The organism is Brachybacterium sp. GCM10030268 (assembly GCF_042666305.1).
GTDB lineage: Bacteria > Actinomycetota > Actinomycetes > Actinomycetales > Dermabacteraceae > Brachybacterium.
Genome location: NZ_JBHTCW010000003.1, coordinates 57817 through 71523 on the forward strand (window position 1 = coordinate 57817; position 13707 = coordinate 71523).

Annotated in this window: 11 protein-coding genes; 8 read left to right on the forward strand and 3 right to left on the reverse strand. The window is 71.3% G+C overall.

Features of this window, described 5'->3' with window-relative positions; all coding sequences use genetic code 11:
* Window positions 1–66 precede the first annotated feature (66 nt).
* Together ACFQRD_RS06175 and ACFQRD_RS06180 are read left to right on the forward strand one after the other, a co-directional pair.
* Window positions 67–837, forward strand: coding sequence for a hypothetical protein (locus ACFQRD_RS06175; protein WP_377020184.1), 771 nt, complete (start codon window positions 67–69; stop codon window positions 835–837).
* Window positions 834–2489, forward strand: a complete 1656-nt coding sequence (locus tag ACFQRD_RS06180; RefSeq protein ID WP_377020185.1) for a WXG100 family type VII secretion target — start codon at window positions 834–836, stop codon at window positions 2487–2489. The genes ACFQRD_RS06175 and ACFQRD_RS06180 overlap by 4 nt, the downstream gene beginning before the upstream one ends.
* 134 nt (window positions 2490–2623) lie before the next feature.
* Here ACFQRD_RS06180 and ACFQRD_RS06185 read toward each other — a convergent pair whose 3' ends face one another.
* A complete protein-coding gene (locus ACFQRD_RS06185; RefSeq protein ID WP_377020186.1) occupies window positions 2624–3037 on the reverse strand; it encodes a hypothetical protein in 414 nt (137 codons plus the stop codon).
* Between the two features lie 475 nt (window positions 3038–3512).
* Between ACFQRD_RS06185 and ACFQRD_RS06190 the strand changes: the two genes are divergently transcribed.
* The 3 genes from ACFQRD_RS06190 to ACFQRD_RS06200 all read left to right on the forward strand — a co-directional run bounded on the left by ACFQRD_RS06190 (window position 3513) and on the right by ACFQRD_RS06200 (window position 8006).
* A complete protein-coding gene (locus ACFQRD_RS06190) occupies window positions 3513–4427 on the forward strand; it encodes a hypothetical protein (protein WP_377020187.1) in 915 nt (304 codons plus the stop codon).
* Window positions 4428–4581: 154 nt separating this feature from the next.
* Window positions 4582–6804, forward strand: coding sequence for a 3-hydroxyacyl-CoA dehydrogenase NAD-binding domain-containing protein (locus ACFQRD_RS06195; protein ID WP_377020188.1), 2223 nt, complete (start codon window positions 4582–4584; stop codon window positions 6802–6804).
* Between the two features lie 182 nt (window positions 6805–6986).
* On the forward strand, window positions 6987–8006 hold the full coding sequence (locus tag ACFQRD_RS06200) for a hypothetical protein (RefSeq protein WP_377020189.1): 1020 nt from the start codon (window positions 6987–6989) through the stop codon (window positions 8004–8006).
* 216 nt (window positions 8007–8222) lie between these two features.
* Here ACFQRD_RS06200 and ACFQRD_RS06205 read toward each other — a convergent pair whose 3' ends face one another.
* Together ACFQRD_RS06205 and ACFQRD_RS06210 are read right to left on the reverse strand one after the other, a co-directional pair.
* The gene (locus ACFQRD_RS06205; protein ID WP_377020190.1) at window positions 8223–9446 is read right to left on the reverse strand and encodes an aminotransferase class I/II-fold pyridoxal phosphate-dependent enzyme; all 1224 of its coding nucleotides are present in this window, start codon (window positions 9444–9446) and stop codon (window positions 8223–8225) included.
* A 200-nt stretch (window positions 9447–9646) separates the two neighbouring features.
* Entirely contained in the window at window positions 9647–10279 is a 633-nt protein-coding gene (locus ACFQRD_RS06210) for a GtrA family protein (RefSeq protein WP_377020191.1), read from the reverse strand.
* A 289-nt stretch (window positions 10280–10568) separates the two neighbouring features.
* Here ACFQRD_RS06210 and thiD point away from each other — a divergent pair, with 289 nt between their 5' ends.
* The 3 genes from thiD to ACFQRD_RS06225 all read left to right on the forward strand — a co-directional run bounded on the left by thiD (window position 10569) and on the right by ACFQRD_RS06225 (window position 13578).
* Window positions 10569–11369 carry a bifunctional hydroxymethylpyrimidine kinase/phosphomethylpyrimidine kinase gene (gene thiD / locus ACFQRD_RS06215; protein WP_377020192.1) on the forward strand — a complete coding sequence of 267 codons (801 nt, stop codon included), beginning with the start codon at window positions 10569–10571 and terminating at the stop codon, window positions 11367–11369.
* A gap of 284 nt (window positions 11370–11653) precedes the next feature.
* Window positions 11654–12448 (forward strand): amino acid ABC transporter ATP-binding protein, encoded by a 795-nt coding sequence (locus tag ACFQRD_RS06220; RefSeq protein WP_377020193.1) that lies wholly within the window; start codon window positions 11654–11656, stop codon window positions 12446–12448.
* A gap of 155 nt (window positions 12449–12603) precedes the next feature.
* Window positions 12604–13578 carry a glutamate ABC transporter substrate-binding protein gene (locus tag ACFQRD_RS06225; protein WP_377020194.1) on the forward strand — a complete coding sequence of 325 codons (975 nt, stop codon included), beginning with the start codon at window positions 12604–12606 and terminating at the stop codon, window positions 13576–13578.
* Window positions 13579–13707 lie beyond the last annotated feature (129 nt).

The window sequence follows — 13707 nt, forward strand, 5'->3', positions numbered from 1 at the left end:
GGCTCCGGCCACCGAAGCACAGGGGTTCGGGGCACCGAACCCGCCCTCTGCTCGAGGAGCACACCGATGGCGACATTGACCGCGACCGTCGATCGAGCGGCCCACTGGGCGGCCGAGACCACCACCCCGGCGCGGGACTGGAACCCGGTCTACCGTGCACTGGTCCCCGGCCCGGCTCCGACCGGCGAGCCGGCACCCACCGACGGCTTCGACGAGCTCGTCCGGCACCAGTTCACGGCCCGGGCTCTCCTGGTCGTGGCGGTGACGCACGAGGAATCGACCCGTCGGGCACGGGTCGCGCTCGACCCGGCCGGCGCCACCGTGGAGGCCTCCGTCGACGGCGGCGCCTCCCAGTGGTCGACGGTCCCGATCGACCAGGTGCCTCGCTTGATCACCGAACTGCTCGACGCCGCCGGCGTCGACCCGGAAGCCCCTCGGCTCACCGTCGAACGGACCGAGCACGCGCTGCGGCCCACCCCCGCACAGATCGGACTCCTCCGAGCCGCACTGGCGCGCGGCGAGTCCCCGCAGGACGCCGTCGCCTCCGTGCCCGACCTGGATGACCGGCTGCGCGACGCCCTCACCACCAGCGGCCCGCGCGTATCGGTCTCCCTTACCCTGCACGACCCTGGTGGCCGCGTCACCGAAGCGCCGGTGTCCTGGTCCCGGCTCTGGGTGCGCGGCGACCGCGACCTCTACCGCATGGACGCCGCCGAGACCTCGACCGGCGCTATCCATCCCGTGGCCCCGGGAGATGTGCTGGGCACAGTGCTCCCGGTGCTCGAGGAAGGCCTGCGGTTCGAGGCCGCGTGCGCGGCGCGAGGAGGCGCGCGATGACCGCGTTCTACGGCATGGACACCGAACAGGTCCGCTCCCATGCCGACCGGCTGCGCCACGTCTCCGGCGACGTGCAAGGATTGCGGGAGCGGCTGGACGCCGTCATCCGGAGCACGGCCTGGGAAGGGCCCGACGCCGAGGACTTCCGCGGTCGATGGGACGATCTGGCCGCCACCCACCTCTCCACCCTGTGCGACGACCTGACCACCCTGGGGGACCGGGCGCTCGGGGAGGCCGACGAGCAGGACGTGGTCTCCGATCGCGACGGCCCCGAATCCGGCCCGGCCGAGACTCCCGGGTCGATCCCGGACGCCGTGGCGGCGGACATGGTCCATGGGTATCTGGAGGACGACAGCTCCTGGCTCCCGGACTGGCTCGAGGGCCCCGCCGAAGGGGCGCTGTCCGATGTCGCAAGGCTCGCCTCCGACGCGATCGGCTGGGGCGTCGACGGCGGGATAGACCTCCTGGAGACGGGGCTCGGCGGGCTCGGCGTGAACACCGACGGGATCGCGCAGTTCCAGCGGGATGCGAACCACGCCGGCGGGATCCTCGAGGACTGGGCAACCGGCGAGCGGGTTCCGACCTACGCCGAACTGGTCTCGGCGGGCCTGGTCACCACGGGCTCTGCCGGTGTGGGTGTGTACGAGGCCGTCACCGGGAACGACACGGCATTTCTCGATGACCGCCCGGGCGGCATCGTGGAAGGTGTCGAGACGAGCACGGAACCGGTGGCGAGTCCGCAGGATCTGGGCGACCTGGTGATCGGGAACGACGCTCTGAGGATGTCCCATGACGGCGGCGCCCTCGAGTCCGGTCAGATCGGCATCCAGGAGGTCCGCAGCGCTGATGGTGGCGATCCCTCGTACATCGTGCAGGTCCCGCCGACGGAGGGGGCCGGGCTCGGCGAGGTGCCGGAAGCATATGGGGGCCAGGGGAACTCTCGGGACTGGGGGTCGAATCTGCGCTTGGTCGCCGGCCAGCATCCGGCGGCGATGGACGACGTCCGTGCGGCGATGGAGGAGGCCGGGGTCCCGGACGGGTCGAACGTCATGTTCGTCGGGCATTCCCAGGGAGGGATCGTGGCCTCCCATCTGGCAGCCGATCCCCCTTTCAACAGCTCCTCCGGCGAGTCCGGGACATACAACGTGACCCATAGCTTCTCGGTGGGTTCGCCTGTCCAGACGGTCGTGCCGGCCCAGGGGTCGACCGAGGTGGTCAATGTGGCGCACGGGCCGGTGGGTCTGGATCCGCACGGCGTCGGCGAGGTGCCGGTCGCTGTCGGCGGTCCTATCGGTCAGCCGGTCGAGGTGCCCGTTCCCACGGACGTGCAGTACACCGGTGACCCGATCGCGCAATCCGATCTGCAGGGGGCCCAAGTCGGTGACGGCAGCCTGCAGGCACCGAATGTGCACGAGGTCGTTCTCGAGGGCTGCCCCGGGCGTGTGAGCGATGGCACCGAACCCTTATTCGGCAATCATGACTCCTACGACCCGAACGATCCTGCGTACGGCTACTACGGAAGTGTGCAGGCCGCCACGGGTGCGGACCCGGTGCTCTCAGGGCTGCAGGAAGACATCTCGGGCTCGTACATCGGTGACGGCACCTACGTCGCCGAGTCTCATGTGGTCACCGTCGGGCGCGGCGAGCACTGATTCGGGAGGGGTCGGCAGAACAGTCTCGCTCCGTGTCGCCCTGGGGCGCACGGTCTGGTTCATGGAGCCGGCAACGGCCCGGAGTCCAGACGATCTCGCCGGGACTTTCGGGGCGCTGCGCGTCATCACCGCTGTCAGGCGAGGCCGTATCGTTCGTACAGCAGCTCGATGCGCACTCGCGAGTCCGGTACCAGCTCGTGGTCCAGGTTGAAGACCGTGATCTCTTCGCCACCGTCCCGACCGGTGAACGACGAGACGTCCAAGTGGTCGTACCCGTTCTCCCGAGCAGCCACGCGGGCGATCGCGCCCACTGCCTCATCGAAGACATCGACCGGTCCACCCGTTCCCGGGGATATGTGCACCGTCCCCGAGAGACCGACGCCGAACTCGGCACCGCGACGAATCTCGAGTTCGACGGAATCGACATCGGGGATCTCCGAGATGGCGGCGATGAGCTGGTCAGTGACGCCGTCGTCCGTCGGGCCGCAGGCAGCCAGCAGCAGCGCTGGCAGGCCCGTGATGGACCCCAGCACAGTTCGTCGACTCACCACGTTCCCCCACCTCTCCACACGGGTCGAGTTCCAGCATGCCATGTGCTCCGGTCGTGCCCGCCCCTCAGCGGTGCCCGATCCCACCGACCACGGAAGGCCTGACCACGGAAGGCACGAGAGCGGCGTGCGGTCCTTCCGTCAGTAGCGTTCAGCGAGCGTTTCCACTGAGATCCTGCCGTCAGGGTCCAACGACGGGTCGAGATCAGCCACGGACCCCTCATCCGTGCCGTTCGAACCGGTGAAGGGCCGCAGGTCCAGAGTCGAATACCCCCCGTCGGCCACCGCTACCTCGACCACGACCTCCATCACACAGCGCTTTCGACGGCGGAGCGCCGGCTGCGCGCCGCAGGCAGCAGCGCTCGGTGCGCCTCGTCTGCTCACCACGGTCACACCTCTTTCGATGCCTCGCGCTTCGTCATGCCACCTGAGCACACCGGGAGTGTCGCGGGCCCGAGGCGCCTATGCTCGAGTCATGGCACAGCAGTGGCCGCCTCCGACCGGCGCGGACCGGGACCCCTCCCCGGTCCCGTCCGATACGGAACCACTCGCCGACGACGAACCGCTCGGGCTGCCGGACTACGGCGCCGACGGCCACCCCTCAGGTCCCGAGAGGCTCAGCGCCTTCGGGGACGGCGGGCCGCCCGGGGCGGCTCTCGGGGACTCGGCCCGCGGAGAACCAGCTCTCCGCGGCCCGGACAGCCGGGACCCATCCCACCGCGGCCCTGCCCGCCGGGAGGGCGGCATCCCGCCCTGGGCGATCGTCGCGATCGTGGCCCTGCAGGTGGTCGGCATGCTCGCCGCCGTCGGCCTGGTCGTCGGCGGCGCCGTGCGGCTGCTCGACACCGGGGAGCCGGCACCTGCCCAGCCTCCCGCGGCCACCCCGTCGGAGCAGGAGACCGATCAGGAGCGAGAGCCCGGCGAGGTCACCGACTCGGCAGGCCGGCCCGTGACCGACGGGACCGGCGGCTTCGACGACCCGGCGACCGTCGGCGAGCACACCGTCTCCTGGGGCACGTGGTCCGACGGCACCATCAGCGTCACCCCGACGGACGTGGACACCGAGGCCACCCTGCCCGGGGCGGCCGGTGAGGACGTCGTCGAGGACGGTTTCCGCATGGTCATGGTGACCTTCGAGGTCCGCTACGACGGGCCGGGCCGGCTCGCCCCCGTCGAGGAGCTGTGGCTGACCGGCGAATCCGAGCGCTCCTACTACCAGGATGCCGCCGAAGGACTGGTCCCGGACCCGATGGAGGCGATCGAGCCGCTCGGCGACGGGGAGAGCGCGACCTTCCGCAGCATCTACATCCTGCCCGAGCCGGAAGTCGCAGGGTTCCGGCTCGGCGTCGAGACGTTCAACGGGGAAGTGCTCTACTTCGACGGCGCGTGAGATCGACGGTGGCTCTCCGCGGCGGGGCCTCGCCGCCGGGGCGCGCGGTGGACACCCGCCGACGCGCTGAGGCATGATCTATCTGAAACCGGCGGTATCAGGCAACTGGGCGGAGCCCGCCGGCACTCGACGAAGAGATCGCGAAAGGCCACTGATGAGCAGCTACACCGAGCACGTCACCCGAGTCCTGACCGCAGATCGCGAGCACCCCGGGCTCGGCACCGTGGCCGTGCTGACCTTCGCGCCCCCGGAGGGTGAGGACAAGCGGCCCGCGACCCTCGGTCCGCGCTCGCTCGACGCCGTCACCGGCGCGATCTCCACCGCCCTGGACCGCGCCGAGGCCGGCGAGATCCAGGCGATCGCCCTGACCGGCTCCGGACGCGTGTTCCTCGCCGGCGCCGATCTCTCGATGTTCTCCGACCCCGACGTGCTCGAGAGCGTCGAGACCATGACGAGGGCCGCGCATGCGCTCCAGATCCGCGTGCGCTCCAGCCCCGTCCCGATCCTCGCCCACCTCAACGGGGCCGCCCTCGGAGGCGGCCTCGAGGTGGCGCTGATGGCCGACGTGCGCACCGTCGCCCCGGGCGTCACCGGCATCGGCCTGCCCGAGACCAGCCTGGGCATCCTGCCCGGCTGGGGCGGCACCACCCTCCTGCAGTCCGTCGTCGGCCCCGAGACCGCCGCCCGGATGATCCTCGAGGACCCCGCCCGCGACAAGCAGCTCGGCACCGACCAGGCCCTCGAGACCGGACTGGCCGACGAGCTCGCCGCGGACTTGGACGAAGCGCTCGACGAGTTCGCCGCCCTGGTCGCCGCGCACATCGACGTCGATGAGGCCGACACCGACATCGTCGACCCCGCGGTGGCCGAGGCCGCCGTGGAGACCCGGCTGGCCGCGGAGACGACCATCCCGGGTGCCTGGGCCGGTCGCGCCGTCCCGCTTCCCGCCGAGGGCAGCCCCGAGGCCGAGGCACTGCGCGACGCACTCGATGCCCCGCACGGCGCGGCCGAGACCCGTCGCACCTGGGCGGCGCGGCTGGAGATGCAGGGAGCCCCCGCCGTCGCCCGCGCCCTCGAACTGCTCCAGCAGCTGCCCGGCTCCGACCTGCCCGCCGCCCTGGACCGCGAGGCCGCCGCCCTGGGTGAGCTGGCCCGCAGCGACGCCGCCGCGGCCTCCATGTACGCCGCCGAGCTGCTGCGCCGCGGCAAGCCCGGCCGCGCCCCGGTCGACGACGCCCGCGAGATCCGCCGCGTCGGCGTGGCCGGTGCCGGACTGATGGCCTCCCAGATCGCCGCGCAGCTCGCCCTCGGGCTCCAGGTCCCCGTCGTCATGCGCGATCTCGACCAGAGCATCGCGGAGAAGGGCCTGGCGGCTGCCCGCGATGTCGTGGCCCAGGCCGCCGCCCGGGGGAAGCTCGACGAGGACACCGCCACCCGGGTGGCCGGTGGGCTGACGGCCACGACCGATCTGGCCGAGCTCGAAGGCTGCGACCTCGTGCTGGAAGCCGTCCCCGAGGTGCTGGGGGTCAAGAAGTCCGTCTTCGCCGAGCTGGAGAGCGTGCTCGCCCCCGACGCCCTGCTGGCCACCAACACCTCCTCGCTGTCCGTCGCGCGGATGGCCGAGGATCTCGAGCACCCCGAGCGCGTGGTGGGCCTGCACTTCTTCAACCCGGTCGCCAAGATGCCGCTGGTCGAGGTGGTCCACACCGAGGCCACCGACGACGCTGCTCTGGCGACCGGACAGGAGGTGGTGCGCCGCCTGCGGAAGTTCGCTGTGCGCAGCGCCGACGCACCCGGCTTCATCGTCAATCGGCTGCTGTTCCGCGTGCTGGGCGCGGTGCTCGCCTCCCTCGACGCCGGCGCCGATCCCCAGGAGGTCGACGCCTCCCTGGATCCGCTCGGCCTGCCGATGCGTCCCCTCGAGCTGCTGGACCTGGTGGGCCTGGCCGTCGCCGACCACGTCGGCGCGGTGCTGGCCGACGAGCTCGGCGCCCGTTTCCACGCCTCCCCGGGGCTGACCGCCATGGCCGAGCGGGGTGCCCGCTTCACCGAGCGCAGCAGGACTGCCGTCCACCCGCCGGTCTCGCCGTCGGTCGCGGAGGTCTTCGCCGCCGACGGCGGGGGAGCCGGCGCGGCGCAGGCCCCCGTCGGCGACGCCCTGCTCGAGAAGGTCCAGGACGGCCTGGCCGAGGAGATCGCCCTGATGCTCGAGGCCGGAGTGGTCCAGCGACCCGAGCAGGTCGACCTGGCACTGATCCTCGGAGCCGGTTTCCCGCGCCATCGCGGCGGCATCACGCCGTACCTCGACGTCAGCGGTGCGTCCCGGCGTGCCGTGGGTCGGACTTTCCACGGGGAGCTGTTCACAGGGCGGCTCTGAATCGGCCGCCGTCGAGCTTCTGCGGGACTGCTTTCTCTCGCCCGTTCGTAACCGGATAGCGATGTCGAAGGCATCGCTCCCGGTCGGCACGCCCCGTACTATGTGACGGTCAGGCCCAGGGGTCGGACCGCACAGACGTACCGGGAGAGAGGGGATGGCGCTGTCTACGCGCCGGAAAAGATATGTCGCAGCCACCGCAGAACGGATGGGGTCAGCCCCCCTCCAGTGATTCCCACGGGCAGCCTTCTCCGGACGGTGGGTACGGGGATTACGGTCAGCCGTCCCCGAACGGCGGCTTCGGCCAGGAGCAGCCGAGCGATTACGGCCAGCCGCCGCAGGCCGACTACGGTCAGGCCTCCGCGGATGCCCCCTACGGTCAGGCGTCGCCGAACGCCGGCTACGGGCAGGACGCCTCCTTCGCGCCGTCCTTCGGCGGCGACTCGGGTGAGGGCTTCACCCCGCAGGGCGGCGAGAAGAAGTCCGGGGGCGCGAAGGTCCCGATCATCATCTGCGCCGGCTGCGCGGTCCTCGCGCTCCTGCTCGTCATCGTCGGCGGCGGCATCTTCCTGTTCACCCGCGACGGTGGCGACGAGGACACAAGCGGCGGGGGCGAGACGACTCAGGAGGAGACCACCGAGGAGGAGACCTCTGAGGAGGCGGCCACCGAGGAGGAGCCGACCGAGGAGGAGACCACCGAGGAGGAGACCTCGGCGGAGGAGACCACTGAGGAGGAGTCCCAGGGCGGATCCTCCGGGGGAGCCGCGACGAAGGATGATCCGGCTGCACTCGGTGAGACCGTGACCATCGACGATGGTGACGGCGGCACCATCGACGTCACCCTCGGCGAGCCGAACTGGGACGCCACCGACGAGGTCCTGGAGGCCAACTCGTACAACGAGGAGCCCGCCGAGGGCGAGACCTACATCCTGGTGCCTATCACGGCGACGTACCACGGCGATGACAGCCTCGAGCCGGGCTTCTCGATCCTGGTCGAGTACGTCTCCGATGCCGGGAACAGCTACTCGCTCACCAGCGCCGTGGCGCCCAAGGACAGCCTCGACGTGGGCACGCTCTACGACGGCGGCACCGGCGAATGGGAAGTGCCGCTGCTGGTGCCGGAGGACCAGGTCGAGGGCGGCGCGTTCACCGTCAGCAGCCTGCTCGACTTCAGCGGCGACCCCGCCTGGATCTCAGCCACCTGATCTGATCCCGCGCGGACCACGAGGGCCCGCCTGCTCCCGGAGAACCGGTGAGGAGGCGGGCCGTCGTCGTGCGGTCGGTCCCGGCCACCCCGGCGAGAGGATCACGAGGCACGAGGACGACAGCGCGCCGGGACGGCACCTTCGAGGTGTACACGCCGTGGACCGAAGGGGCCGGCTCGATCTGGGTCGCGGCCGGATGAGCCGACCTCGGCGCCGTCAGCGGCGGTGCCGTGCCCAGGCCTCCAGGCGCTCCAGGGACTGCTCGATCGTGGCGTGGCTCTTGCAGAAGGCGAAGCGCAGATACGAGCTCGCCTCCCCGGCCGCGCCGTCGCGGTAGAAGGCCGACAGCGGGATCGCGACCACGCCGGCCTCCTCGGGCAGCCGCTCGCACAGAGCCATGGCGTCGGCTTCGCCCAGCGGCGCGGCGTCGGCCGCGGTGAAGTAGCCCGCCTCGGGCACGCTGACCCGGAAACCGATCGAGCGCAGGCCCTGGGTCAGCAGGTCGCGGCGAGCACGCAGACTGTCGGCGAGATCCTGGAAGGCAGAGGTCGGCATGCCCAATCCTGCCGCCACGGCCGGCTGGAACGGCGCCCCGGAGGCGTAGGTCAGCCACTGCTTGACCCCGGTGATGGCCGTGACCAGCTCGGGCCGGGCGGTGATCCAGCCGATCTTCCAGCCCGTGACCGAGAACGTCTTGCCCGCCGAGGAGATCGAGACCGTGCGATCCTGCGCACCGGGCAGGGTGGCGATCGGCAGGTGGGCCGGGCCGAAGGTGAGGTGCTCGTAGACCTCGTCGGTCACGATGATCGCGTCGTGCCGGGCGGCCTCCTCGGCGATCGCCTGCAGCGCTCCGACCCACAGCATCACGCCGGTGGGGTTGTGCGGGGTGTTCACCAGTACCACGCGGGTGCGGTCGGAGAAGGCCGCACGCAGAGCGACCTCGTCGACCTCCAGCACCAGGTCGCCGGAGGCGTCGGCGCGGGAGGTCAGCGGGACCGTGCGATGCACACCGCCCGCGAGCGCGATCAGCGCCGCGTACTGGTCGTAGAACGGCTCCAGCGTCACGACCTCGTCGCCCGGCTCCACCAGGGCCAGGATGGTCGCGGCCAGCGCCTCGGTGGCGCCCGTGGTCACCAGCACCTCGCTGCCGGCGTCCCAGTGCAGCCCGTACCACTGCGACTGGTGCTCGGCGATCGCCTCGCGCAGCGCGGCCTCGCCGATGCCCGGAGGGTACTGGTTGTGGCCGGCACGGATCGCGCTCACCGCGGCGTCGGCCACCACGGCGGGAGGATCGTCGTCGGGGAAGCCCTGGCCGAGGTTCAGCGCGCCGAGCTCGGTGGCCTTCGCGGACATGCGGGCGAACACGGTGGGGCGGGCCTCGCCGCCGGCGAGCAGGCCGGCAGCGGCGGCGGCGCGGGTCCAGGGGCCGGTGGTGTCCATGGCCACGAGTCTGTCAGAGACGGACCGGGATCGCCGGGGCAGTCCGGCTGAGTCGGTGTGCCGGGGTGCGCCGGCGTGTGACGGGACAGGGCGCCGGGCGGGGCCGGGCGCCGGGCGGGGCCGGGCGCCGGGCGGGGCCGGGCGCCGCGCGGGGCGCCGCGCCGCAGGCCGGCCGGCCGCGTCACGGCCCGTCGGCCGTCTCAGCGCCGCGGGAAGACGAAGCGCCCGTAGGTGACGTACCGGAACGACGTCGAGATGACCTGGCCGATGATCGTGCCGGAGATGTTGTCCGCCAGCACCGAGTCCAGGCCCAGCACATACCGCGAGAAGCCCAGGCAGGACAGCTGCAGACCGGCCGCGATCAGGTTGATCAGGAGGAACAGCAGTATCGAGCGGGCGGTGTCCGGGCGGGGACGGTCCCCGAAGGTCCACAGCCGGTTGCCCAGGTAGGTCAGGCAGGAGGCGACCGCGATCGTGAGCAGCTTCGCCGTCAGGGGGTGGCCGTGCATGATCCCGTGGCCCCAGCCGGCGGAGGGCTCCCAGAACACCAGCAGGTTGTACATCGCCGCGTCCAGCAGGAAGACGATGCCGCCGACGAGCAGGAACCGTATCGACGACCCCAGATGGTCGGTGGCGAGATCACGGGCCCGCTCGCGCAGGGGCCTCCTCGGTGCCGACGGGGACGTCGCGCGGGCACGGCGCGCGGCGGAACGGGCCGGCACGGATTCCAGGGAACCTGCCCACTCGAGCGACGACGTCGTACACCCGAGATCTGCGGCATCGCCGGATCGCGTGGGATCCGCGGTGTCCGTCGACGGTTGGGGTCTCAGCACGCACGGCACTGTACCCGAGGCGATAGGCTTGCGGCCCGGCCTGCGACGGGTCCGGATGCTGAGTGGTCGCCGACCCGCCCACTCGCGTGCACCCGGACCCTGGGAGCGCACGGCCAGGCCGCTGCGACGGGGCCGACGACGTCGGCACCCTGGGAGCGCGCGGTCTCCGTTGCCGTGACGGGTGCATCGCCCCCGTCGACCTCCGGGTCGTGGCCACAGCGCCGCGATCGGGGCACGCGGCACCGCCCCCGACAGGATCGAAGCCCCACAGCATCGAAGGAAGGTTCCCATGACCCACGTCGCCCTGACCATCGCCGGTTCCGAAGCATCCGGTGGCGCCGGCGCCCAGGCGGACCTCAAGACGTTCCACCAGCTCGGCACGTTCGGCACCGCTGCTCTGACCTGCATCGTCTCCTTCGACCCGAAGAACGACTGGGCCCACCGCTTCGTGCCCGTCGCCCCGGAGGTGATCTCGGACCAGATCGAGGCGACCACCTCCGTCCACGACATCGACACGGTCAAGATCGGCATGCTGGGCACGCCCGTCACCATCGACACCGTCGCCGCCTCCCTGCGCGAGCGCAGCTTCACCCACGTCGTGCTCGACCCGGTGCTGATCTGCAAGGGGCAGGAGCCCGGCGCGGCCCTGGACACGGACAACGCCCTCAAGGAGAAGATCCTCCCGCTGGCCACCTTCGTCACGCCCAACCACTTCGAGGCGCTGACGCTGTCGGGGATGGAGAAGATCGAGACCGTCGAGGAGCTCACCGAGGCCGCCCGGCGCATCCACGAGGCCTACGACGTCACGGTCCTGGCCAAGGGCGGCGTGGTCCTGGACGGGTCCGACGCGGTCGACATCTTCTACGACGGGGACGAGGTCGTCGAGCTGCGCAGCCCCAAGATCGGCCAGGAGCGCGTCTCCGGCGCCGGCTGCACGCTGGCCGCCGCGGTCACCGCGGAGCTGGCCAAGGGCGCCACCGCCCTCGAGGCGGCGCAGGTGGCCAAGGAGATCGTCACCGTCTCCATCGAGAACCGCCAGGCCGGCCACACCCCCTTCGACGCCGTCTACCAGGGCGCCTACCACCGCTGAGCGGCGAGTCCGCCCGGGCCGCTGGCCCTGAACGGGTGCCCGGCCCGGGCCGCTGTCCCCGAACGGGTGTCCGGCCCGGGCCGCGCCACCCCTGACCGGCGGGGGCGCTCCCGACAACTGGCGATATAGCGGGAGCCGTTGCCTATATGGCCACGGCTCCCGCTATGTCGCCAGTACCCGGCCTCCGGTCATCGCGTGAACACCGGTCACGAACTTGTTCCGAACGGTGAGCGGAATGCCCACTGCCTGGACAGGGCGCCTCCTGACACCGCATTCTCACCCTTATGACCGATACCAGCACAGCCACGGGTTCGACGCGGCCGGAGGCATCGAAGCAGATCGGGGAGCCCCTGATCTCCGCGCGCGGCGTGGAGAAGTTCTTCGGCGATTTCCAGGCGCTGAAGAACATCGATCTCGATATCCATCGCGGTGAAGTGGTGGCGCTGATCGGCGCCTCCGGATCCGGGAAGTCGACCGTGTGCCGCTGCTTGAACCGGCTCGAGACGATCTCCGCCGGCGAGATCACCATCGACGGCCAGCGGCTGCCGGAGGAGGGGAAGGAGCTGACCAAGCTGCGCAGCGACGTCGGCATGGTCTTCCAGGCCTTCAACCTCTTCCCCCACCTCAAGGCGATCGACAACGTCACCCTCGGCCCGCGGAAGGTGCGCGGAGCCTCCAAGGCGGAGGCCGAGGCGCAGGCCATGGAGCTGCTCGAGCGCGTCGGTCTCGCCGACAAGGCGAACTCGCTGCCGACGGCGCTGTCCGGCGGGCAGCAGCAGCGCGTGGCGATCGCCCGGGCACTGGCCATGAGACCCAAAGCCATGCTCTTCGACGAGCCCACCTCGGCGCTCGACCCCGAGGTGATCAACGAGGTGCTCGACGTGATGACCGAGCTCGCCGAGCAGGGCATGACGATGCTGGTGGTGACCCACGAAATGGGCTTCGCCCGCCATGTCTGCGACCGCGTGATCTATATGGATGCGGGAGAGATCGTCGAACAGGGCGAGCCCGAGGAGTTCTTCACCGCACCACGCAGCGAGCGCGCCAAGGCGTTCCTGGGCAAGATCCTGCCCCACTGACCGGCCGTACCAGCACCAGCCGTGCCGCACCGGCTCCTTCCCGGCCCCGCCAGCCGCGACCATGCCCCGTCAGCCGCGACCACGCCCCACCAGCCCCGACCCCACCCCACAGCCCCGACCCCGCCCCACGGGCGACTCGAGAATCGGAGAGATCCATGACCCGCACCAGCTTCCGGCCCGGCCGTCGCGCCGTCGTCGCGGCCGCTGCCGCCCTGCCCCTCGGTGCCCTCGCCGCCTGCTCCTCCGAGACGGGTGAGGGCCCCTCACTGGGCGGCGGCTCCGATGGCGGCGGCGCCGAAGGCTCGGCGTTCACCGACGCCATCGCCTCCGGCCCGATCGCCGAGGACGACGTCGTCGCCGCCAGCGCCTGGGCGAGCGCCATCAAGGACAAGGACCAGCTGATCCGTGGTGGCACCCTCGCCAACCAGGTCTTCTCCCTGGCCAGCACCAGTGGCGGCGAGCCCACCGGTTTCGACGCGGGCATCACCCAGCTGCTGGCCCGCTACATCCTCGGCGAGGACATCGAGGGCAAGATCGAGTACATCGACACTACGGTCGAGACCCGCGAGACCATGGTCCAGAACGGCACCGTGGACTGCGTGATCGCCACCTACTCGATCACTCCCGAGCGCCTCGAGGTCATCAACTTCGCCGGCCCGTACTATCTCTCGGGCACCGCCATTCAGGTCCGGACTGAGGACGCCGAGACCGTCGCCGGCCCGGAGGACCTCACCGGCAAGAACCTCGTCACCCAGTCCAACTCGACCGGCATCCAGGCCATCGAAGAGTTCGTGACCGACCCGGGAGAGGTCGAGACCCTCCCGGACAACGAGTCCTGCGTCGCCGCACTGAAGCAGGGTCGTTCCGACGCGTACGTCCTCGACCAGGGCGTGCTGCTGGGCAACTCCGCCGCAGACCCGGAGGTCTCCGTGGTCGGTGAACCGTTCGTCGACGACCCGTACGGCATCGGCCTTTCGCAGGACCACGAGGACGCCGTCGAGTTCGTCAACACCTTCCTCCAGGAGCTCATCGACTCCGGTACCTGGGACGCGCTGTGGGCCGCCACCATCGGCGAGGTCGTGGATGGCTCGGCCCCCGAGCCCCCGACCCCGGGCGACATGCCGGCGTGAGCCGACCACCGGCCGACGCGCTCGGCCGACGGACCTGGCCAGCCCGTCGGCCCGGCCAGACGGTGGGATCCGGCCGCCCCCGCGACATGCACGGCCGACGGCCGCACCCCGCCCGTCAGCCCGCCCCTG